23 protein-coding genes are annotated in these 19,068 nt (G+C 43.2%); 20 read left to right on the plus strand and 3 right to left on the minus strand.

The annotated features are described in order from the left end of the window. Positions 1-12: 12 nt before the first annotated feature. The 13 genes from DWW86_RS08400 (at position 13) to DWW86_RS08460 (ending at position 10,448) form a co-directional block, all read left to right on the plus strand. The gene (locus tag DWW86_RS08400) at positions 13-393 is read left to right on the plus strand and encodes a TnpV protein (RefSeq protein WP_117592879.1); all 381 of its coding nucleotides are present in this window, start codon (positions 13-15) and stop codon (positions 391-393) included. A gap of 131 nt (positions 394-524) precedes the next feature. Further along, entirely contained in the window at positions 525-821 is a 297-nt protein-coding gene (locus DWW86_RS08405) for a hypothetical protein (RefSeq protein WP_117592881.1), read from the plus strand. 148 nt (positions 822-969) lie between these two features. Then, complete coding sequence (locus DWW86_RS08410) at positions 970-1,302, plus strand: ATPase, T2SS/T4P/T4SS family (RefSeq protein WP_353652687.1); 333 nt, start codon at positions 970-972, stop codon at positions 1,300-1,302. Further along, entirely contained in the window at positions 1,299-2,042 is a 744-nt protein-coding gene (locus DWW86_RS08415) for a type II secretion system F family protein (RefSeq protein WP_117942817.1), read from the plus strand. The genes DWW86_RS08410 and DWW86_RS08415 overlap by 4 nt, the downstream gene beginning before the upstream one ends. Positions 2,043-2,076: 34 nt before the next feature. Next, positions 2,077-3,102: a type II secretion system F family protein gene (locus DWW86_RS08420; RefSeq protein ID WP_117942818.1), complete on the plus strand. Its 1,026-nt coding sequence runs from the start codon at positions 2,077-2,079 to the stop codon at positions 3,100-3,102. Between the two features lie 41 nt (positions 3,103-3,143). After that, positions 3,144-3,323, plus strand: coding sequence for a Flp1 family type IVb pilin (locus DWW86_RS08425; protein WP_181985330.1), 180 nt, complete (start codon positions 3,144-3,146; stop codon positions 3,321-3,323). 13 nt (positions 3,324-3,336) lie between these two features. Continuing rightward, positions 3,337-4,860 carry a DUF5702 domain-containing protein gene (locus DWW86_RS08430; protein ID WP_286187679.1) on the plus strand — a complete coding sequence of 508 codons (1,524 nt, stop codon included), beginning with the start codon at positions 3,337-3,339 and terminating at the stop codon, positions 4,858-4,860. A gap of 48 nt (positions 4,861-4,908) precedes the next feature. Beyond that, positions 4,909-5,712, plus strand: a complete 804-nt coding sequence (locus DWW86_RS08435; RefSeq protein WP_117942819.1) for a hypothetical protein — start codon at positions 4,909-4,911, stop codon at positions 5,710-5,712. Positions 5,713-5,797: 85 nt separating this feature from the next. Beyond that, positions 5,798-6,208 (plus strand): prepilin peptidase, encoded by a 411-nt coding sequence (locus tag DWW86_RS08440; RefSeq protein WP_117942820.1) that lies wholly within the window; start codon positions 5,798-5,800, stop codon positions 6,206-6,208. Then, the gene (locus DWW86_RS08445) at positions 6,205-6,717 is read left to right on the plus strand and encodes a TadE/TadG family type IV pilus assembly protein (RefSeq protein WP_072522790.1); all 513 of its coding nucleotides are present in this window, start codon (positions 6,205-6,207) and stop codon (positions 6,715-6,717) included. The genes DWW86_RS08440 and DWW86_RS08445 overlap by 4 nt, the downstream gene beginning before the upstream one ends. 3 nt (positions 6,718-6,720) lie before the next feature. Beyond that, positions 6,721-8,259 carry a DUF6382 domain-containing protein gene (locus DWW86_RS08450; protein ID WP_117942821.1) on the plus strand — a complete coding sequence of 513 codons (1,539 nt, stop codon included), beginning with the start codon at positions 6,721-6,723 and terminating at the stop codon, positions 8,257-8,259. Positions 8,260-8,364: 105 nt separating this feature from the next. Next, complete coding sequence (locus DWW86_RS08455) at positions 8,365-9,846, plus strand: DUF6056 family protein (RefSeq protein WP_117942822.1); 1,482 nt, start codon at positions 8,365-8,367, stop codon at positions 9,844-9,846. Between the two features lie 8 nt (positions 9,847-9,854). Further along, a complete protein-coding gene (locus DWW86_RS08460; RefSeq protein ID WP_117942858.1) occupies positions 9,855-10,448 on the plus strand; it encodes a rhomboid family intramembrane serine protease in 594 nt (197 codons plus the stop codon). Here the strand turns inward: DWW86_RS08460 and DWW86_RS08465 are convergent. Beyond that, positions 10,424-11,104 carry a sensor histidine kinase gene (locus tag DWW86_RS08465; protein WP_072522793.1) on the minus strand — a complete coding sequence of 227 codons (681 nt, stop codon included), beginning with the start codon at positions 11,102-11,104 and terminating at the stop codon, positions 10,424-10,426. The two genes, DWW86_RS08460 and DWW86_RS08465, sit on opposite strands and share 25 nt — an antisense overlap. Positions 11,105-11,241: 137 nt before the next feature. Between DWW86_RS08465 and DWW86_RS08470 the strand changes: the two genes are divergently transcribed. Further along, entirely contained in the window at positions 11,242-11,646 is a 405-nt protein-coding gene (locus tag DWW86_RS08470; RefSeq protein ID WP_015540771.1) for an HIT family protein, read from the plus strand. Positions 11,647-11,701: 55 nt separating this feature from the next. Next, on the plus strand, positions 11,702-12,241 hold the full coding sequence (locus tag DWW86_RS08475; protein ID WP_117942823.1) for an RNA polymerase sigma factor: 540 nt from the start codon (positions 11,702-11,704) through the stop codon (positions 12,239-12,241). Between the two features lie 14 nt (positions 12,242-12,255). Here DWW86_RS08475 and murG read toward each other — a convergent pair whose 3' ends face one another. After that, positions 12,256-13,326, minus strand: a complete 1,071-nt coding sequence (gene murG, locus DWW86_RS08480; protein ID WP_015540773.1) for an undecaprenyldiphospho-muramoylpentapeptide beta-N-acetylglucosaminyltransferase — start codon at positions 13,324-13,326, stop codon at positions 12,256-12,258. A 126-nt stretch (positions 13,327-13,452) separates the two neighbouring features. Between murG and DWW86_RS08485 the strand changes: the two genes are divergently transcribed. The 3 genes from DWW86_RS08485 to DWW86_RS08495 all read left to right on the plus strand — a co-directional run bounded on the left by DWW86_RS08485 (position 13,453) and on the right by DWW86_RS08495 (position 17,254). Beyond that, positions 13,453-14,646, plus strand: coding sequence for a DUF4367 domain-containing protein (locus tag DWW86_RS08485; RefSeq protein ID WP_117942824.1), 1,194 nt, complete (start codon positions 13,453-13,455; stop codon positions 14,644-14,646). 70 nt (positions 14,647-14,716) lie between these two features. Further along, positions 14,717-15,214 carry a DUF6147 family protein gene (locus DWW86_RS08490; RefSeq protein WP_117942825.1) on the plus strand — a complete coding sequence of 166 codons (498 nt, stop codon included), beginning with the start codon at positions 14,717-14,719 and terminating at the stop codon, positions 15,212-15,214. Between the two features lie 420 nt (positions 15,215-15,634). Continuing rightward, positions 15,635-17,254: an MBL fold metallo-hydrolase RNA specificity domain-containing protein gene (locus DWW86_RS08495; RefSeq protein WP_117942826.1), complete on the plus strand. Its 1,620-nt coding sequence runs from the start codon at positions 15,635-15,637 to the stop codon at positions 17,252-17,254. Between the two features lie 158 nt (positions 17,255-17,412). On the opposite strand, the gene DWW86_RS08500 is transcribed toward DWW86_RS08495, so the two are convergent. Further along, on the minus strand, positions 17,413-17,655 hold the full coding sequence (locus DWW86_RS08500; RefSeq protein ID WP_015540779.1) for a TIGR03905 family TSCPD domain-containing protein: 243 nt from the start codon (positions 17,653-17,655) through the stop codon (positions 17,413-17,415). Between the two features lie 231 nt (positions 17,656-17,886). Here DWW86_RS08500 and DWW86_RS08505 point away from each other — a divergent pair, with 231 nt between their 5' ends. Together DWW86_RS08505 and DWW86_RS08510 are read left to right on the plus strand one after the other, a co-directional pair. Then, entirely contained in the window at positions 17,887-18,591 is a 705-nt protein-coding gene (locus tag DWW86_RS08505; protein WP_117942827.1) for a 5'-methylthioadenosine/adenosylhomocysteine nucleosidase, read from the plus strand. 65 nt (positions 18,592-18,656) lie between these two features. Next, positions 18,657-19,022 (plus strand): hypothetical protein, encoded by a 366-nt coding sequence (locus DWW86_RS08510; RefSeq protein WP_117942828.1) that lies wholly within the window; start codon positions 18,657-18,659, stop codon positions 19,020-19,022. Positions 19,023-19,068: the final 46 nt, after the last annotated feature.

Raw genomic sequence — 19,068 nt, forward strand, 5'->3', positions numbered from 1 at the left:
GGAGAATATTTTATGCAGAACGAAATTTACGATGAGAAAAATGGACTTACTTATATGTTATGTGGTGATTATTATTTGCCGGAATTGGCACTTAAAGATATTGAACCAACATATGGGAAATATGGGATGCTTCGTAAAAGCTATTTACAGGAACACAGAAGGGCAAAATATCAAATATTGTTGTTACAAGGAAAACTTGTTGAGCATTTGAATCAGATTGATGCAGAAGCAAGGGATAGGGAAGAACAATTAGTAAAACAGATGATGGAGAAACAAGGAATTACAGAGAAATTAAAAAGACAGGACAACATGGAATGGACTAGGAGGATGAATACCATTTGTCATGATGCAGAAGAGATGATTTTGACGGAAATGATATACACGAAAGGATAATGAACTGTATTGGATAGCAAGAATTTTGCAGCCCGGATAGCAAAAAAGTGGAAGTCCGGATAGCAAAAAAATGGAAGTCCGGATGGCAGGATTCTTGCTGTCCGGAAAGATAAAAAAGTGAGGGATTAAAAATGTTGGTTAAGTACATAATAAAAGTGTTTTTGTGTTTGATTCTTGTAGTAATGACATTGATTTGCTGGTTATTAAAAATTCCTATGATGTTGGGAAATATTTTTCTTTACTTTTTATCAATTATATTTATTCTGACAGGTGTTTTGAGCTATGGATTTGCATTGGAATCTGCAAGAGAATGTGGTCGAATGATAATAATTGGGATGGCATTTGGTGCAATACCAGACTTTGTCCCATTTTTGGGAAAAAGTTTAGAGACATTGGTTGACAAACTGTTGAGTATGACAAATGAATGAGAAAGTCGATATGAAAGAGGGCTGTGAAAGGTTCTCTTTTCTTTTTGCAACTGTGAAATGGCAAGATAATAACGTTATATACATTGTGTATTAAGTACAGATATTGTATTTCTGCATGATGGGAACATAGGGAGTCCATATAAAGGCACTGAATACCGGACATGACGGCAGCTTAAGTACAGCACATGCCAATTCTGCTTCGGACATGCTCTCAAGACTTGAGACTATGACACTGATGGGAGTGGACCTCCCGCTTGAGGCTATCCGAAGGCAGATTGCTTCCGGCGTTGATATTCTTATTCATTTGGGAAGAATGCGGGATAAAAGCCGTAAGGTACTCGAGATAACAGAAATATGCGGATTTGAAAATCATGAAATAAAGACACGTACGCTTTATCGCTGGCAGGAGGGAAAAGGACTGGTACAGACTGCTGAACTTCTGAACAGAGAAAAGCTGGTACGGGCAGGAGTGACCATATGAAGCAGAGTTATGAAGAGTATCGTTTTTCCATGACAGAGATTTTTAAGTATATGGTGCAGAGCTTTTTGCTGTGTGGGGCGCTGGATTACCTTTTTTATCAGAATCTCTGGCTGATGTTTCTTGCATTGCCGGTCACAGTGTTTTTTCTGAAATGGAAGAAGAAAGGACTGATCCGTGAACGTAAAAAGAACCTGAATTATCAGTTTAAAGATGCTTTGAATGCGTTGAGTGTTTCAGTACAGGCAGGATATTCCGTAGAAAATGCGGTTATAGCATGCTCCAGAGACTTGGAACGGCTGTATCCGCAGGAAGCGGATATTGTGCGGGAATTTCATTACATGGAAACACAGTTAAAGGTAAGCGTACCGGTGGAAGAGCTTTTTATGAGTTTTGGTGACAGAAGCGGGATTGAAGATATTGAAAATTTTGCAGCAGTATTTTATACCGCCAAGAGAACCGGTGGTGATATGAACCGGATCATACAGACTTCTTCGAGGATGCTGGGTGATAAGATTGATGTGCGTAAAGAAATCGAGACGACACTGGCGGCAAAAAAGGCGGAACAGATGATCATGAGTCTGATGCCGGCCGGGATTATTCTGTATCTTAAGATGACCTCGCCGGGATTCCTTGAAGTACTCTATGGAAACCCGTTCGGAATTCTGGCGATGTCCCTGTGCCTTGGAATTTACGGGCTATCTTACTGGCTTGGAAGACGGATCGTAGATATTGAAGTTTAGAAAGGAAATGCGGGAGAGCCGCACAGAATAAAATATGTGGGTACATATCATAATCTTTGTGCTGACTTTTGGAATCGTGCTTGTATGGAAAGCAGGCTGGATCCGGCTGGACGGAATCGCAGACCGACAGAGCATGCGGCTGTTTCTGCTCGTTGCGGTCTGCGGAAATCTTCTGGGAATGGCACTGACCATGACAGACGGTAAAGATGTGGTCTATCAGGAAGGGCACCGCATGGAGAAGAATCCGGATGGTGCATACACGGAAGAACTTGAAGTGTCTGTGGATGGTCGGAAACCGCAGAAGTTTGATGTGGAGATTCCGGAGAAAGAGACGGAGGAGACGGAAGTCGAACCGGAGCAGGAAGTAAATGAGGCAGAACAGAGACAAAAAGAATTAAAAGAAATCATTGAAGAATATAATCAGCAGAAACAGGATCCGGATTATTATTATCTGCCAGATCAGTGGGACGGTCAGAAACTTACCTGGCAGAAGTCCGGAGACCGGACAGGATCCCTTCTGGCATCACTTGCATTTTTTGCAGCGTTTGTTGTAATGCTGAAAAAAGCAAAAGAACAGCAGGAAGAAATGGCAAAACGCGCAGAGCAGCTACTGATGGATTATCCGTCACTGATCATGAAGTTCACACTTCTGATTCAGGCAGGAATGACAGCTCGCAAGGTGTTTCAGAAAATGAGTGCAGATTATATAAAAAACCGTCCAAAGACCGGACGATATGCGTATGAGGCAATCACGATCATGTGTCATGAGATGGACAGTGGCGTTGCAGAACTGGAAGCATATCGGAGATTCGGAGAAAGGTGCGGACAGATGAAGTACAAGACCTTTTCCACGATTCTGATACAGAATCTGCAAAAAGGCAGCCACAGGATGGCGGATCTTCTGGAAAAAGAAGCACTGGAAGCGTGGGATGAAAGGAAACGAAAGGCAAGAGTGCTGGGTGAGACAGCGGCTACAAAGCTGCTAGTACCGATGGTCATGATGCTTGCGGTGGTGATGGCGATCATCATGATACCGGCATTTTTATCTTTCTATGGATGATGGAGCAGCAGGATAGAGCAGATAGAATAAGGAGGCAGAATATGAATGCATGTATGCGGACAGCGAGAGAGTTTATACGTGAAGAAGATGCGGTAGGCGTCGTTGAAATCATTTTGATACTGGTGGTATTGATCAGTCTGGTAATCATTTTTAAGGAACAGCTGACCAATCTGGTGAGAAGTATTTTAAGTAAGATTACGAAGCAGAGTAATTCTATCTGAGAAGGAAAGGGGTATGCCAATGGAGAAAAAAGGAAGTATCACTGTTTTTCTGGCGCTGATTCTGAGTTTGCTGCTGTCGCTTGTTACGACCGGAATCCAGTCGGTACAGGCTGCGGCGGCAAGGACTCAGATTCTGAACAGTATGGATATCGGCCTCTATTCTCTGTTTGGACAGTATGACCGTTTCCTTATGAATGAATATGACTTGTTTTTCATTGACGGGACACAGGGAAGCTCCAGATTAAATCTGGGGGCAGTATATGACAACCTGGAATCTTACATGAAACCTGTTCTGAAGCAGAACAGTCAGAAACTTACTCTGAAACAGGGTGGATTTACAGGCTATCGTCTGGCAACCGATGAAGATGGAGAAGTTTTTTTTCGTCAGGCAGTGACATTTATGAGAGATACACTGGGAAGTCAGGGGGTGGGACTTCTTCTTGACCGCTACCACAAAAAAGAAGAAAAGATCAGACAGGCGGAAGAAGCCGGACGTCAGAGTGAGGATGGCAACAGCCTCGAAAATTATGATGCAGAGATGGATTCGGCAGCACAGAAAAGTCAGGAAGCCGAAGCTGCCTCGAAGGCAGAAAACGGCTCAGGTGCCAACGATATATTTGGAAGTGGCGAAGAATCAGGTGGAAATACCGGCGGCAATGAGATCGTGGAAGCACCGAAGCCTTCTGCAGTCACGAATCCGATCCCGGTCATAAAACAGATTCGAAAAATGGGGCTGCTTGATCTGGTCGTTCCGGCTGACCATGGCATTTCTGAGAATCAGGTTTCCCTTTCGGATCTTGTATCGCACCGACAACTGCAGGAAGGAATCAATCTTCCGGCAGAGAATATCCGGACATCTTCTGCGACTTCACAGATACTCTACCAGCAGTATCTGATGGAACATCTGGGAAATTACCGGGAACCGTCCACCGCAGGACTTAAATATCAGATTGAGTATCTTCTGGGTGGAAAATCCAGTGACCGCGAAAATCTCCAGTCAGTTGCCAGACGACTCCTTCTGATTCGCGAAGGGATCAATGTATCGGCACTGATGACTGATGTATCAAAGAGAGCGCAGATACAGGCACTTGCGCTGGCTGTGGCATCCGGTTTTCTGATCCCTCCGGCAGCAGTGGTGATTGAAACTGCGCTGATTCTGTGCTGGTCATTTGCTGAGAGCATTGTGGATCTGAGAGAACTGTTTCATGGAGGAAAAGTACCGCTTGTGAAAACAGCGGCAGACTGGCAGCTGTCACTGGAGAATCTTCCGAATCTCCTGCAGAAGATGGACAGTGAGCGTAAAGACGTGGAGGGCGGCATGTCATATGAAGATTATCTTCAGGTACTTCTTTTATCCACTTCACGTTCGCAGAAACTTAAGCGTGGAATGGATATGATCGAGGCGGAGATCCGTGCCGCAAAAGGCAGAGAACAGTTTCGTCTGGACTGTTGTATCGAAGCGATTGAGGCATCCGTGGATGTGAGGGCAAACAGAAGCAGGACATATACCGTAACAAAACAATACAGCTATATCTGATGGCTGAGGGCGGCATTTACGCCGCCCGCTAAAAGGAGGTGCAGAAAGATGCTTTTTCAGAAGGCACAAAAAAAGCTCAATGGGAATCAAAACAAGATAGACAGAAAGAATAAAGAAAGGACACGCTCTCTGAACAGATGGTATCTGTCGTCCCCGATAGGCAGAATCCTCCTGACGCTTTCTGAAAAGGTATCTTTGTGTACCTCGGGTGAGAAGATAAAAAAGGCAGGACTGTCAGTAGAGACAGCACTTGTACTTCCGCTGTTTTTTCTGGGTATGGTGACAATGATTTCCTTTATGGACATTTACAGTCTGCAGACGACACATTTGCAGGCGTTGTGTGAAAAGACGAAGGACGCGGGAATGTATGCATATGTAGCAGATGGAAATGGTCCGGAGGAGATTACACTGCCAGATGTGTATTCATATAGTCCGGTTGGTGCGCTGATACCACTTCCGAAAGTCTGGATGCATAATACCGTGAAAGTCCATGCATGGACAGGTGCAGAAGAAGGCGTGAAAGGCTCCGGTGACAGTACAGAATCTGAGGAAATGGTTTTTGTGACGGAGAGCGGGTCGGTATATCACACAAAGGCGGGCTGCCGATATCTGAACTTGTCCATTACACAGGTGTCTGGAAGCAGCGTATCACAGAAACGAAATGATAACGGAGAAAGATACAGCCCCTGTGAGATTTGCAGCCATCATCAGAATCCCTCCGGGACTGTTTATATTACGGGTTCCGGGAACCGTTATCATAATAATGCTTCCTGCAGTGGACTGAAGCGTACTGTTCGACTGGTCAAGAAATCACAGCTCGGAGATATGCATGTATGTAGCAAATGTGGTTAGAAATCTGATGGAATATCATTGAATTATAAGTAGTAATCACAAAAATTATAGAACAGAATGCTAAGAAGAAAGAAGGAAAAGAGAAATGGAAAGATACGGGACACTGCTCTTTCTGCTTTTCAGCAGTTTTCTTGATATCCGAAAAAGGGAAATCTCAATACCGGTCACATTGCTTTTTGGACTGGCAGGAGTGGTATACAGCGTCAGAACCGGAAGAACAATGACGGACTATCTGATTCCGCTTGGTATCGGCATTCTTATTCTTGGGGGTAGTGTCCTGACACGGGGACAGGTAGGAATGGGAGACGGATGGATGCTTCTGGCGCTGGGATGCATGTTACGAATGGAATGCTATATTCAGATGGCATGTATCGGAATGCTGCTCGCAGCGGCATATTCCGGTGTTCTGATGCTGGTATTTCGAAAGAACAGGAAGACAGAGATTCCACTGGTACCGTTTTTATTGCTGGGATATGTAGGAGGGATGATCATATGAGGAAAAAACCCAAAAAAAGTTACAGATACAGGGTTACAAACTCAATATATAAGCAATATAGAAATAATCCGTGTAAGGGCAGTTTTACCATAGAAGCTGCATGCGTCATGTCTATTGTACTTCTGACCGTTATGGGAATTATTTATCTGTCGTTTTTTGTACATAACCGGGCCTGGCTGACGGCAGCCGCCTGCGAAGCATCATTGAGTGGAAGTATGGAAGCAGTACGTCAGGACGGACAATCACAGGCGGCAGCAGAAATCCGCGGTGAGGAGCTTGGAAACGTAGGATTCTTTGGTGCGGAAAATCTGCGATGCCATGTAAATGCAGGAAAAAAGAACGTCAGTGTAACTTATGAGGCAGATACGATTGCAGGTTTTGGAGGCTTTAAATGGACATTAAAAACAGAAGGAAGCTCAAAAGTTATTCAGCCGGTAAAGTGGATCCGCAGGATCAAGGCTGCAAAGGAAGCAATTGGTATAACCAGAGATCAGGATATCGGAGATTAAAATATGTATGCAGAATATAAAAGAGATGTAAGTCACAATTATTTGATCCTGCGAGAAGACGAAAAAGTGAATACAGCATCCTATCAGGTACGAATGCTGACGGGAAATGTAATTCCCTCTATATTAAAGTGCAGAATACAGGGGCTGAACGGAAATCTGTTGTTTTATTATGACATCACATCCAGACAGTCACTGGCATCCTTCTATGAGCAGCGGAAATTTCACAGCAAAGACCTGCACATGCTGTTTGGAGGATTTATCCGTGTGATGGAAGAGATGGCAGAGTTTCTTATGAACACCGATCAGCTTCTTCTTTGCCCGGAGTATATCTTTCTGGACATAGAGAAGAGAGAAGTGAAGTTCTGCTGTCTTCCGGATTATCATCATCCGATACAGGAACAGTTTCGGGAACTGACAGAATACCTTCTCCCGCGACTTGACCATGAAGATCCTCAGGCAGTGAGTATGGGCTATGGAGTCTACCGGAAAGCAATGGAGACAGGATTTCAGCTTGAACATATAAAAGAGGCGATTTATCAGAACAGAGAAGCTACAGGAAAAAATGACAATAAAGAATCTGCACAGAAGCAGGAGCAGAAGTTAACAGGAAACAATCTGGATGGTGCGGATAATTTTGGAGAAGAAATACAGAAGAAGACGGATGTTTCACAATTATTGAAGACAGATATGGAAGATAAAACTTCGAAAAGAAAAGACAAAAAGAAAGAAGAATCTGTGTCTCACAAGTCCGCTAACGAATGGACGGCTGCTTTGCTCTGTGTCTCCACAGCGGCAGTTATGATCATTCTTCTTATACTTCGCTATCTGGGATATCTTCCTGGGATTCCGGCGGAAGCTATCTTCGGAGGCGCCATCATCCTTTTGGCTCTCGCCGCATTCCTGTCATGGACAGCCGAAAAGAAGAAACAGAAAAAGCAGATGAGCGCAGAGTGGAGACAGAAAGTGCAGCGGGAACTTGCGGATACGAAGGAAAGTGACGATAAGAAAAAGCGAGCGGAGAGAAAATCGGAAAATTTGTATGAGGCAGATATATCACAGAGAAAAATGTCGGAATGGGGTGAAGAAAAGTATAAAATGTCGGAATGGACAGGGGAAACAGGAGCTAACCGTCTGGAAAATTCACAGAATGTATACCGGGAAACAGTGCAGCAGAATGAGAACTACGAAACTGAAAAGACAGAAAACTATGGTGAGACAGTCGTCTTATCCGCCGGACAGACTGAAGGACCGGCCAGCCTTGTAAGCCGTGAACCGGGAGAACTTGCGACGATCTATCTTGACCGTGACCTTATGGTGATCGGTAAGATGGAAAATGCCGCCGATGCTGTGATCTCCCTCCCGACAGTCAGCCGTATTCATGCAAAAATCCGTAAGGCAGATGACGAATATTATCTGTCAGATCTCAACTCGAGAAATGGAACTTCAGTAAATGGAAGACTGCTGAAGACAGGAGAGGAATATCAGCTGCAGGACGAGGATCAGGTGGAATTTGCACAGGCGCGGTACATATTTTTAAAATAGACGGAGAACGCCTGAAAATACGGTTGAAGGAAAAGCGGTTATATAGACTTTTATAATACGGTATGCTATACTTTCTGAAAGAAAAATGAAAGGGAAATATAACCCATGAAAAAGAAAAGTAAGGTATGCTGGTTGATATATATAGCGGCATTTGTTGTATTTTTATATATCGGATATAAGGTACCATACTGCCATGATGAATGGCAGTGGGGTCTGGATGAACGGATAGAACTTATGAAAAACGGTTTTAAAGATTATAATGGCCGTTATATGGGAGATCTTCTGGCACTTTTGATTACCAGAAGCGTACTGGCAAAGGCTGTGGTACTTGCTGCAGGTGTTGTGTGGCTTTTGGATGTTATGTATAAAAATATACGTTTCGAAGAAGAAAGCAGGACAAAAGAAAATACATTTTTATTATTGGGAGCTTTTTTTCTTTTGATCTCAATTCCATCAACGTTGTTTCAACAGAGCTATGGCTGGCCGGCAGCATTTGTAAATTTTGTTCCGCCGGTTTTTCTGTTTTTGATTTATTATAACTGGACGGAATGGGTGTATACGAAGCAGAAGCAGCCTGCTATTCCTGTCTGGGAAACAATTATGGTAATTCCACTTGGTATTTCTGTGCAGTTGTTTTCTGAGAATATTACAGTGTTTGTGGTTTTTTATGCAGTATGGATTGTTGTGTATACACTGATCCGTTATAAAAAAATTCCGCTTATAGAATTAAATTTTTTATGGGCTTCTATAGCGGGGGCGCTGATTATGTTTTCTAATGGAGCCTATTCAAGAGCTGCTGACGGATCAGACGGATATAAAGAAATTCACACAACTGTCAGTGGAATGGCAAGACAGTTTATTAGCAATATCTGGTATCATTTATCAATAAATAACTGGGTGTTAAATATACTTTTGATTATCGTCTTGTTGATTTTGATTCAGAAAAGTGGGCGAAAAACTTTTGCCACAATAGAAATGACGGTAGTATTTTGTGGGTACAGTGTATATAGTGTCTTTCATAAAATTTATCCACAATGGGTATTTGACAGTAATCAAAATCTGAATAATGCGATCAATACCATGCTTGCGATTTTGTTTTTTGCAAATGTGCTTTTGTGCATCTGGAAAAATGTAGACAGGAAAGAGGGAATTTCCATGTGCATTCTTTATCTGTCATCGGGAGCTGTGGCGGCGCCGCTTCTGGCGGCGAATCCTATTGGTGCGAGATGTTTTTACGTATCTTATATTTTTCAGGCGCTGGTGCTGTTGAAGCTTCTCAGATATCTGACAGGCAGATACAGGACAGAGTTGTTCTATCCTATACTGATAACAGGAATGGCGGCCTGTGTTCTGTGTGTGATATATGTAAGAATGTTTTTGGCAATCGGTCAGGTAAACGATTACAGAGCACAATTGATACAGACGGGAATAGAGCAGGAACAGAAGGAAATTGTGCTGCCTGTTCTGCCGTATTCGGAATATTTCTGTCAGACTATACCGCCAAATGAGCGATGGGCAAAACGTTTCAAGAAATTCTATCATATCCCGGAGGATGTGACAGTGAGATTTGAACAAATTCTGGAGTAATGATCTATATGGAAGAAATAAAAAAAGAGCCGGTGACAGTCGGCCTGATCCTGATCAATATTATTGTGTTTCTCGCGGTGGAATTCACCGGCAGTTCACAGAACACGATGCATATGCTGGACTGTGGCGCAGCCTACACACCGATGATCATAGAAGGTGGGGAATATTACCGACTGTTTACCTGTATGTTCCTGCATTTCGGAATCGAACACCTTTTGAATAATATGCTGGTTCTGTTTGTTCTGGGAAGCCGTCTTGAACGTGTGATCGGCAAGCTAAAATTTCTGATTATCTATATTGTAGGCGGACTTCTCGGCAATGTGATCTCAGTGCTTATTGAGCTGAAATCTATGGATTTTGCCGTATCAGCGGGCGCTTCCGGTGCAGTTTTTGCTGTTATGGGAGCGATGATTTATATTGTGATCCGCAACAAAGGATGGCTCGGAGATCTGTCTGCAAGACAGATTCTTGTCATGGCATTTTTTTCTCTTTATTATGGATTTACCAGTACAGGAGTGGACAATACAGCCCACGTTGCAGGACTGGTTTGTGGAATGATGATTTCCATTCTTCTGTATCATCCGAGAGGCAGAAGAATATAAAAGATTGTTCCTTCACCGGGTACACTTTCGACGCGGAGCGTCCCATGGTGTGCTTCGATAATCTGCCGGGTGACAGCAAGCCCGAGACCTGTGCCGCCGGGCTTGTACGTTACGAAAGGAAAAAAGATCTGTTCCGTCTGCTGGGCAGTCATACCACAGCCATTGTCATGGACGGTGATCTGTATTCCATCTGAAACAGCAGAAGCGGCAATCTGGATTTTTCCGTGTGCGTGCTGAATGGCCTCCTGTGCATTGCGGAGAAGATTAAAAAGAGCCTGACGGATTTTTGTCTGATCCAGTTCAAGATGGGGAAGATCCTTAGGGATGTCAGTCTCAAGTACAATGCCCAGATAATCCAGTGCAGGTCGAAAGGTATTGGTAATTCGATCAAGCCACAGGCTTGTATCTGTTGATACGAGAGAGAGATGTCCTGCATTCTGGTACCGGGAAAGTTCATCGAGAAGCTCGCGGATGTAATTCAGATTTTCCATAATGTTGTCCCAGTGTTCATCCAGACAAAGTTGCGGATGATGGTCGGATAACATCTGTAACTCACTTGTGATAAGAGCGAGGGGGTTACGTATCTCATGTGAGAACATCGAGAGTGTCGACTGAAATTCTTTTTTTTGCTGTTCAAATTTGTTCTTTTCCTGCATAATCTGTCACCTCATGGGAAGTGTATCATCATAAAATACCACAATCAACAAATTTCGTATTGAAAAATTCGCACAAATACGAGACAATATAGTTATTAAACAGTTATTTTTACAGAATTCTGAAGGAGGAATTTATCATGGAAAATTGTATTTTTTGTAAAATCGCGAATGGAGAAATTCCATCCGCTACATTATATGAGGACGAAGACTTCCGCGTGATCCTGGATCTGGGACCGGCTTCTAAGGGACATTCGCTGATTCTTCCGAAATCACATGCCGCCAATATTTATGAACTTCCGGATGAGACCGCAGCGAAAGCAATGGTTCTTGCAAAAAAAATGGCAACAAAGCTCAGAGACGGACTGAACTGTGACGGATTTAACATCGTACAGAACAATGGTGAGATTGCAGGTCAGACAGTTTTTCATTTCCATATGCATCTGATTCCGCGTTATGAAGGCGACCAGGTTGGTCTGACATGGAAACCGGGTGAGCTGACCGATGAAATGAAAGAAGAGATTCTGAGTAAAGTAAAAGCATGAGTCATACAGAATACGTAAGAAAAAATGACAAAATAAAACGAAAGCGTAAATACGAATGACGATTGAGAATTTTAATAAGTTCTATGATGAATATCAAAGATTCTCAGCATATGTTGCATACTGTATCACGAAGGATAAACTTCTGGCAGAAGATATCAGTCAGGAGATTTTCATCACATTATACAAGATGAGGGAAAATCTGGATTATTCAGACCATAAGAAACTGAAAGCACTGGTTTTTCGCGCAACTACAAACAGATGCAACGATTATTTCAGAAAACCCTCCACCAAACAGGAAATGTGTACATTCGACGAAGAGGGTGTGGAAGAGACTCCCGATGAAAGAGGAGACCCGGAAGCACGGCTTCTGCGTATGGAAGAAGAAACTTATCAGAGACTTGTTCTTCGGAAACTCAGAATGAGAAATCCACAGAACTACGATATTTTGATAAAAACTAAGATGCACAGGATTCCGGCCTCGGAAGTTGCTGAGGAATACGGGATCACAACGAACAATGTAAACAACCGTAATCTGCGTTCAAAGGCGTGGATTATAGAAGAACTGGAGAAACTAAGAAGGCAGTCACACAGGTAACTGCCTTCTGTTGCTTATCTGGATAATACACATTCCTCAATAAGAGAAAAGATATGATGAATGGAATCCATCTGTTTGCCACCTGCCATTGCTTCTTCGAATGTGTGGCGGTTTTTGTATAACTGATGGATGGTATCGAGGAGCTTTTCATCAGTGATTTCCTCCTCTTCAAGTACCATGCTGAACCCCTGTTTTTCAAAAGAGCGGGCATTCAGAATCTGGTCACCGCGGCTTGCATTTGCAGAGAGCGGAATCAGAAGATTTGGTTTGTGAAGAGCACTGATTTCACAGATTGCATTCGCGCCTGCACGGGAGATCACGACATCGGACAGTGCGAAGAGATCCGGGAGTTCTTCCTTGATGTATTCATACTGTACATAACCTTCAGTACCATTGAGAGACTCATCCATTTTGCCTTTGCCGCAGAGATGGATGACCTGGAATTCTTTCAGAAGTTCCGGGAGAATCTTACGGACATGGTCGTTGACCGAGGCTGCACCGAGGCTGCCGCCGATTACCATAAGGACCGGTTTGTCGGAAGTGAATCCGCAGAATTGTCTGCCGGCTTCTTTGTCACCTTTCAGAAGTTCCTGACGGATCGGAGTACCGGTGAGGACTGCCTTGTCTGCCGGAAGACTGCTGACTGTCTCAGGAAAGTTACAGCACACTTTAACTGCGGAAGGGATACAGAGCTTGTTGGCAAGGCCCGGAGTCATATCTGATTCATGAATAATTGCTGGAATCTTGCATTTTTTTGCAGCGATAACAACCGGGACGGTTACGAAACCGCCCTTGGAAAATACAACGTCAGGTTTCAGTTTCTTAAGAAGCTTTTTGGCTTCGTGGAAACCTTTGAGAACCCTGAACGGATCGGAAAAGTTCTTAGGATCAAAGTAACGTCTGAGTTTGCCTGAGGAGATTCCGTAATAAGGAATTCCCATTTCTTCGATGAGCTTACGCTCAATACCTTCATAGGAACCAATATAGGAAATCTGATATCCGGCTGCTTTAAGTGTCGGAATCAGGGCAATATTTGGGGTAACGTGGCCGGCAGTACCACCGCCGGTAAGAACAATATGTTTCATAGGGAATTCCTCCTGAAAAATCTTTTTATTAACCATAACTATGAACCACCGGGACAAAATTGTCAAGGAGAGATAGAGCTGTCGTTTGTGTAAAGTGAGGTAAAAACGGCGGCAGGAGATAGTAAGATGAAAGAAAAGTTTGAACAAGAACAAAAGGATAATCACAATCATATAGAGGATCTGATACCGGACATGCCGGATATGGAAGATGATGAGAAATTTCGGCAGTGGCTTGAAGAAACATATACTAATGAGGCAGAGCTGATCGAGAAATCTCTGCTTGCCGGACAGGAGTATGAGAAAAATCCTGATATTGCAGAAGAGCTGAGTGTCCCCAGAGAGAAATTCTACCAGCGCCTGAAAGAAGAAGGGCTGTATGACGAGGCGGATGAGCCGGATGACACTTCTGAGCTTTCAAAGAAAGCGGTCAGAGGTGTCGGGACAGAAATTGCCGGAGATGCTGTGGCGAAGAAGAACAATGCTTCTGTGTCAAAGACAGCCAGGGAGAAAATTATCTCTATGGAGGCGAGAACCTCGAAGGAGGATGGTGGCGCGGAAAAAGCAGTTGCGGATAAAGTTGTCTCTATGGAGCCGGAAAGTTCAAAACAGGCTGGTACCGTAGCAAGGGCAACAGAAGGTTTCAATTCGCCCGTGAAGACAGAGACAGTAGCAGTGTCTGATATTAGGGTATCGTCGGAGAAAAGTTCAAAGAATGACCGTCCGGTCAGAAAGAAGCGGAGTTATCTGCGGCTGGGTAAAGTCGCGGGTGTGGCAGGCGTATGTCTAATGTGTGTGTTTGCCGCGAGCATGACAAGTGAGGCGAATAGGAATTATTGGGTCAGAGGATTTAAGTATCTGACAGGGAATGATACAAAAATAATAACTGGAAATGATAACGAGAATGAAAATGTAAATATTGACGAATATGAGGCAATACAGGATATTGAGAACAAAATAGATGTTAAAGTTCCGGGCTTTTATTACAGACCAGATGGGATGAAATTTTTGAACTATCAGATTAGTCAGGAAACAGACAGCGCTAGAATAGAATATATATGTGATGATAATATTTTGGCTTTAATGATAGATAAACAAAATGAAAACACAGCTAGTAACATTAAAAGTATACATGGCGAAGGCAAAGAGGAAATTGTTCTTAATGAAGAAGGAGAAGAGATTACTATAAAAGAGACCGTGGATGATGAGGAGGAAATACCTAATTTTGAGGCACGATGGACAAAGAATGATACGGAATATAATTTTTCAGGAAGAATAGAATTAGCTGAATTGAAAAAAATTATAAAAGAAATGAGAATTTAGAGTGATTTTTTGCGATTTCTTACGTATATATTATGTAAGGGTATGTTTACATAGTGAAAGGAAGTGAGAAATGAGCAAAAGAAAGAAATTACTTGGTCTTCTTATGGCAGTTGGAATGTCAATATCTATGTGTGCAACACCGGTACTGGCAGAAACAACCAGTATTCTGGATGAAATTACAGAGGAAGAGTTCACCAATGAGGAAACTATGGAGGATTATTCTGAGGATACCAGTTACAGTGTACTTCGCGGAACAAACCTGAACTTTGGAAATGTGAAAATTCAGAAAGTAAACAGTGGCGAACTGGCAATTTATGGTGTAACACAGTGTCATAAGAAATGTGCAAAAGTATATCTGTCGCTTTATCTGGAACGAAAAGTGAATGGAGAGTATAGTACATATAAATACTGGAATTTCACAGCAAACAATGCGACCAGTCTTGGAAAAACCATTGATGTTATTGTTCCAAGTGGCACTTACTATCGTGTGCGTGGATATCATGCAGCCAGCAATGGTGGCTTAAAGGAATCTACGTCCACTCTGACACAAGGTATCATGATTAAGTAATTCCAATCATTCAATAGTAACTATTAACCCAAAAACAACATTTAAGAGAAAACCAAAAACCAACTAAAAACCAAATTTTTTAAACCATGTAAAACCAATTAACAAATTAAAACTTTAAAAACCTAAGACAAAATTTTTAAACCAAACTACTGCGGGCATCACGGACACTGGAGAATGTAAATTAATAAACCGTGTAAACATCCGTTACCTTTCGAAGGGACGAGCTGTCTGCAGACTTTTAAAAACCAAACCAAAATCATGTAAAGGCAGGGCGGGATTTCAGATCTCGTCCTGTTCTTTTCTTTTCTTGTATTTCTCCTGTGATTTTACACAAAAAGACTGTTAAAAAACAAGCAAACCGTGTATAATGGTTACAACAATATATATTTACATGATTTTTCAGACAAAGGGGGCTCGCACATGAAGATAACCTTTATTGGGGCGACACATGAAGTGACCGGAAGCTGTTATTATCTGGAAGCTGCCGGTAAGAAGTTTCTTGTAGACTGTGGTATGGAACAGGGACCCGATTATTATGAAAATCAGGAAATACCGGTTAAGGGAAGTGACCTTGATTTTGTTCTCCTGACTCACGCACACATGGATCATTCCGGAAATCTGCCGGCAATCTATGCAAAAGGTTTTCAGGGACCGGTTTATGCGACACAGGCGACCTGCCATCTCTGTGATATTATGCTTCGAGACAGCGCCCATATTCAGATGTTCGAGGCAGAATGGCGAAACCGTAAGGGACGTCGTCAGGGCAAGCCGGAATTTATACCGGCATATACAATGGAGGATGCACTGGGGGTTCTGCAGAATTTTGTTCCGTGTCCATATGAAAAGACAATCACACCGGCAGAGGGCATCCGTGTACGATTTGTCGATGCCGGACACCTGCTTGGCTCTGCAAGCATTGAAGTGATCATCAACGAAGATGGAAAAGAGAAAAAAATTGTATTCTCCGGTGACATCGGAAATCTCAATCAGCCACTGATCAAAGACCCAGTATACCTTCACGATGCCGATTATGTTGTGATGGAATCGACCTACGGTGACAGAAGCCATGGCGACCGTCCGGATTATGTGGGACTTCTGAGTGAAGTGATCCAGAGAACCTTCGACCGCGGAGGAAGCGTCATTATTCCGTCATTTGCGGTAGGACGTACACAGGAGATGCTTTATTTCATTCGCCAGATCAAAGAAGAAGGACGCGTCCATGGACACGACAACTTCAAGGTTTATGTGGACAGTCCGCTGGCAAATGAAGCGACAACCATTTTTAATGAACATATTTATGACTGCTTTGATGAAGAAGCCATGGCACTTGTAAATAAGGGCATCAACCCATTGATGTTCCCGGGACTGAAAACCTCGATCACAAGTGACGATTCCAAAGCAATCAACTTTGACGAAGACTGCAAGGTAATTATTTCTGCGAGCGGTATGTGTGATGCCGGTCGAATCAAACATCACCTGAAACACAATCTGTGGAATCCGAATAACACGATCTTGTTTGTAGGTTATCAGGCAATCGGTACCCTCGGAAGATCACTTCTCGAAGGTGCTACAGAGGTAAAACTTTTCGGCGAGACTGTTTATGTTGGTGCAGAAATCTGCCAGATGCCGGGTATCAGCGGTCATGCCGATGTAAACGGACTGATGACCTGGATCAAATCTTTCAATCAGAAACCGGCGAAAGTTTTTGTTACACATGGTGATGATGAAGTGACGGAGATTTTTGCAAGACGTCTTGAAGAAGAACTTGGACTGGATGCGATGGCACCGTTCAGCGGCACTGTCTTTGACCTCGCAGAAAACGTCTGCATCTATGAAGCACAGGGCATCAAGATCACGAAAACTGCTGTTTCACCGAAGACTTCGAAGGCTGCACGTGCATTCCAGAAACTGGTTGCCATGGGACAGCGCCTTATGTCTGTTATCCGCAAGAGTGAAGGGATTCCGAACAAAGATCTCGACCGCTTTACGAGAGAAGTGCAGTCACTGTGTGATAAATGGGACCGTGATGATCTGTCATAAAGAACTGAAAATAAAAAACAATGTCAAGAACGCAAAAACCGGAGAGCCGATGTGGTTCTCCGGTTTTGCAATTGATGCCAAAGTATGCGAGAGAAGCTGTCAGTGGCAGGTTCTCTGTATGTACTTATATACAGCATGTAGCTGTACAGGAAAAAAATTTAGTTTAAAGCTTCTTTCAGAGCTTTGGAAAGCTGGTCCGGACAGGATGTTGGTCTGAATCCGCAGCGGATCCCTTCGAGTCTGCTGATTGCTTCTTTGGCATCCATGCCTTCGATCAGTTTGGCTACGCCCTGTGTGTTGCCGGAGCATCCGCCCTGAAATTTTACATCATGAACTTTTCCCTGTTCGTCAATTTCAAATGAGATGGCGCTTGAACAGACGCCGGATGTTTTATATACCATAATATCAACCTCCTTGAGACAGTATAGCAGAAAAGAAAAAAAGTTTCCATATAAACGCAACATTTGGTATAATAAAAAAGTATATTTAAAGTTGCTGTGAACGGAGTGAACAGTAACTATTTAAACTTAACAGAACTGTTCATGACAGAATAACAGATGTGAAATATTAAAAGTAGAATGATATGTCTGGGAACAGTACAGAATACAGAAAAAAGACAGGAGAATTTTATCATGAGATGTATCGGTATTATTGGAGCGATGGAAGTAGAGGTTGCAAGTCTGAAAGAGCGCATGCAGGATGTGGAAATTACACGCAAAGCTTCCATGGAATTTTATGCCGGTGTTTTAGAAGGCAAAAAAGTAGTAGTTGTCCGTTCTGGAATCGGTAAAGTAAATGCAGCAATTTGTACACAGATCCTGATCGACGATTTCCATGCAGAAGTCGTGATCAATACAGGTATCGCAGGAAGTCTGAATGCAGATATCAACATCGGTGATATCGTAGTTTCCACAGACCTTATCCATCATGATATGAATGCAGTAGCATTTGGTTATCCGGTAGGTCAGATTCCGCAGATGGATGCATTTTCTTTCCACAGTGATGATGCACTCCGCAAGTTGGCAGTGCAGGCATGCAAAGAAGTCAATCCGGACATCGATGTATTTGAGGGACGTATCGCATCCGGCGATCAGTTCGTTGCAGACCAGGGTGTAAAAGATTTCGTCGTAAAAGAATTCGGTGCATATGCCGTTGAAATGGAGGGCGCAGCAATCGCTCAGGCAGCATACCTTAACAATGTTCCGTTCCTTGTGATCCGTGCGATTTCCGACAAAGCAGACGGAAGTGCAGAAATGGATTATCCGACATTTGAGGCAATGGCAGCAGAGCACAGCTTCAAACTGACACTTCGCATTCTGAAAGACATCCAGGGCTGATTGCGGCACATTTCGCATAGTCCTGCATAAAATGATAGGGACGATGGTAAAGCAGGAGCCTGTCCATGTATTACGACAAGTTTTTACCATTTTATCTGACTTATGCCAGTCCGGCGCTTTATAGCGGAGAACGCATGCAGGAAAGAGAATTTGCCCTGATGAAATCTTATTTTCCGGATACAGCACTTAAAGTGCAGGAAAAAGTAGAAGAAGAATGTGAGTTTCTGGATTATGAAGGAAGCAGACTTTATGACGAATATCCCGACAGACTAATGATGCACAGCCTGTGCAGACAGATACGCGAGCAGGTTGCAGGGGAACTTGAGCTGCAGGAGATTTCGGATCGCTTTTTAGATGATCTGATCGAAGTGCTTCTGTATCAGGAAATTTCAAGGAGACGCTGCAGACGGCGCAGATGCCGGAGATTCTGACAGGAAGCTTTGTATCACAGATGTACAGTGTGACAGAAAGAAAGAT

Origin of the sequence: Ruminococcus sp. AF17-22AC (assembly GCF_003460065.1) — a bacterium.
In the GTDB taxonomy this organism is placed as follows: domain Bacteria; phylum Bacillota; class Clostridia; order Lachnospirales; family Lachnospiraceae; genus Blautia_A.

Excerpts from the sequence above, each read along its gene's own strand:
- DWW86_RS08400 (WP_117592879.1), top strand. The coding sequence starts at position 13 with ATGCAGAACGAAATTTACGATGAGAAAAATGGACTTACTTATATGTTA.
- DWW86_RS08405 (WP_117592881.1), top strand. The coding sequence starts at position 525 with ATGTTGGTTAAGTACATAATAAAAGTGTTTTTGTGTTTGATTCTTGTA.
- DWW86_RS08415 (WP_117942817.1), top strand. The coding sequence starts at position 1,299 with ATGAAGCAGAGTTATGAAGAGTATCGTTTTTCCATGACAGAGATTTTT.
- DWW86_RS08420 (WP_117942818.1), top strand. The coding sequence starts at position 2,077 with ATGTGGGTACATATCATAATCTTTGTGCTGACTTTTGGAATCGTGCTT.
- DWW86_RS08425 (WP_181985330.1), top strand. The coding sequence starts at position 3,144 with ATGAATGCATGTATGCGGACAGCGAGAGAGTTTATACGTGAAGAAGAT.
- DWW86_RS08430 (WP_286187679.1), top strand. The coding sequence starts at position 3,337 with ATGCCAATGGAGAAAAAAGGAAGTATCACTGTTTTTCTGGCGCTGATT.
- DWW86_RS08435 (WP_117942819.1), top strand. The coding sequence starts at position 4,909 with ATGCTTTTTCAGAAGGCACAAAAAAAGCTCAATGGGAATCAAAACAAG.
- DWW86_RS08440 (WP_117942820.1), top strand. The coding sequence starts at position 5,798 with ATGGAAAGATACGGGACACTGCTCTTTCTGCTTTTCAGCAGTTTTCTT.
- DWW86_RS08445 (WP_072522790.1), top strand. The coding sequence starts at position 6,205 with ATGAGGAAAAAACCCAAAAAAAGTTACAGATACAGGGTTACAAACTCA.
- DWW86_RS08450 (WP_117942821.1), top strand. The coding sequence starts at position 6,721 with ATGTATGCAGAATATAAAAGAGATGTAAGTCACAATTATTTGATCCTG.
- DWW86_RS08455 (WP_117942822.1), top strand. The coding sequence starts at position 8,365 with ATGAAAAAGAAAAGTAAGGTATGCTGGTTGATATATATAGCGGCATTT.
- DWW86_RS08460 (WP_117942858.1), top strand. The coding sequence starts at position 9,855 with ATGGAAGAAATAAAAAAAGAGCCGGTGACAGTCGGCCTGATCCTGATC.
- DWW86_RS08465 (WP_072522793.1), bottom strand. The coding sequence starts at position 11,104 with ATGCAGGAAAAGAACAAATTTGAACAGCAAAAAAAAGAATTTCAGTCG.
- DWW86_RS08470 (WP_015540771.1), top strand. The coding sequence starts at position 11,242 with ATGGAAAATTGTATTTTTTGTAAAATCGCGAATGGAGAAATTCCATCC.
- DWW86_RS08475 (WP_117942823.1), top strand. The coding sequence starts at position 11,702 with ATGACGATTGAGAATTTTAATAAGTTCTATGATGAATATCAAAGATTC.
- murG (WP_015540773.1), bottom strand. The coding sequence starts at position 13,326 with ATGAAACATATTGTTCTTACCGGCGGTGGTACTGCCGGCCACGTTACC.
- DWW86_RS08485 (WP_117942824.1), top strand. The coding sequence starts at position 13,453 with ATGAAAGAAAAGTTTGAACAAGAACAAAAGGATAATCACAATCATATA.
- DWW86_RS08490 (WP_117942825.1), top strand. The coding sequence starts at position 14,717 with ATGAGCAAAAGAAAGAAATTACTTGGTCTTCTTATGGCAGTTGGAATG.
- DWW86_RS08495 (WP_117942826.1), top strand. The coding sequence starts at position 15,635 with ATGAAGATAACCTTTATTGGGGCGACACATGAAGTGACCGGAAGCTGT.
- DWW86_RS08500 (WP_015540779.1), bottom strand. The coding sequence starts at position 17,655 with ATGGTATATAAAACATCCGGCGTCTGTTCAAGCGCCATCTCATTTGAA.
- DWW86_RS08505 (WP_117942827.1), top strand. The coding sequence starts at position 17,887 with ATGAGATGTATCGGTATTATTGGAGCGATGGAAGTAGAGGTTGCAAGT.
- DWW86_RS08510 (WP_117942828.1), top strand. The coding sequence starts at position 18,657 with ATGTATTACGACAAGTTTTTACCATTTTATCTGACTTATGCCAGTCCG.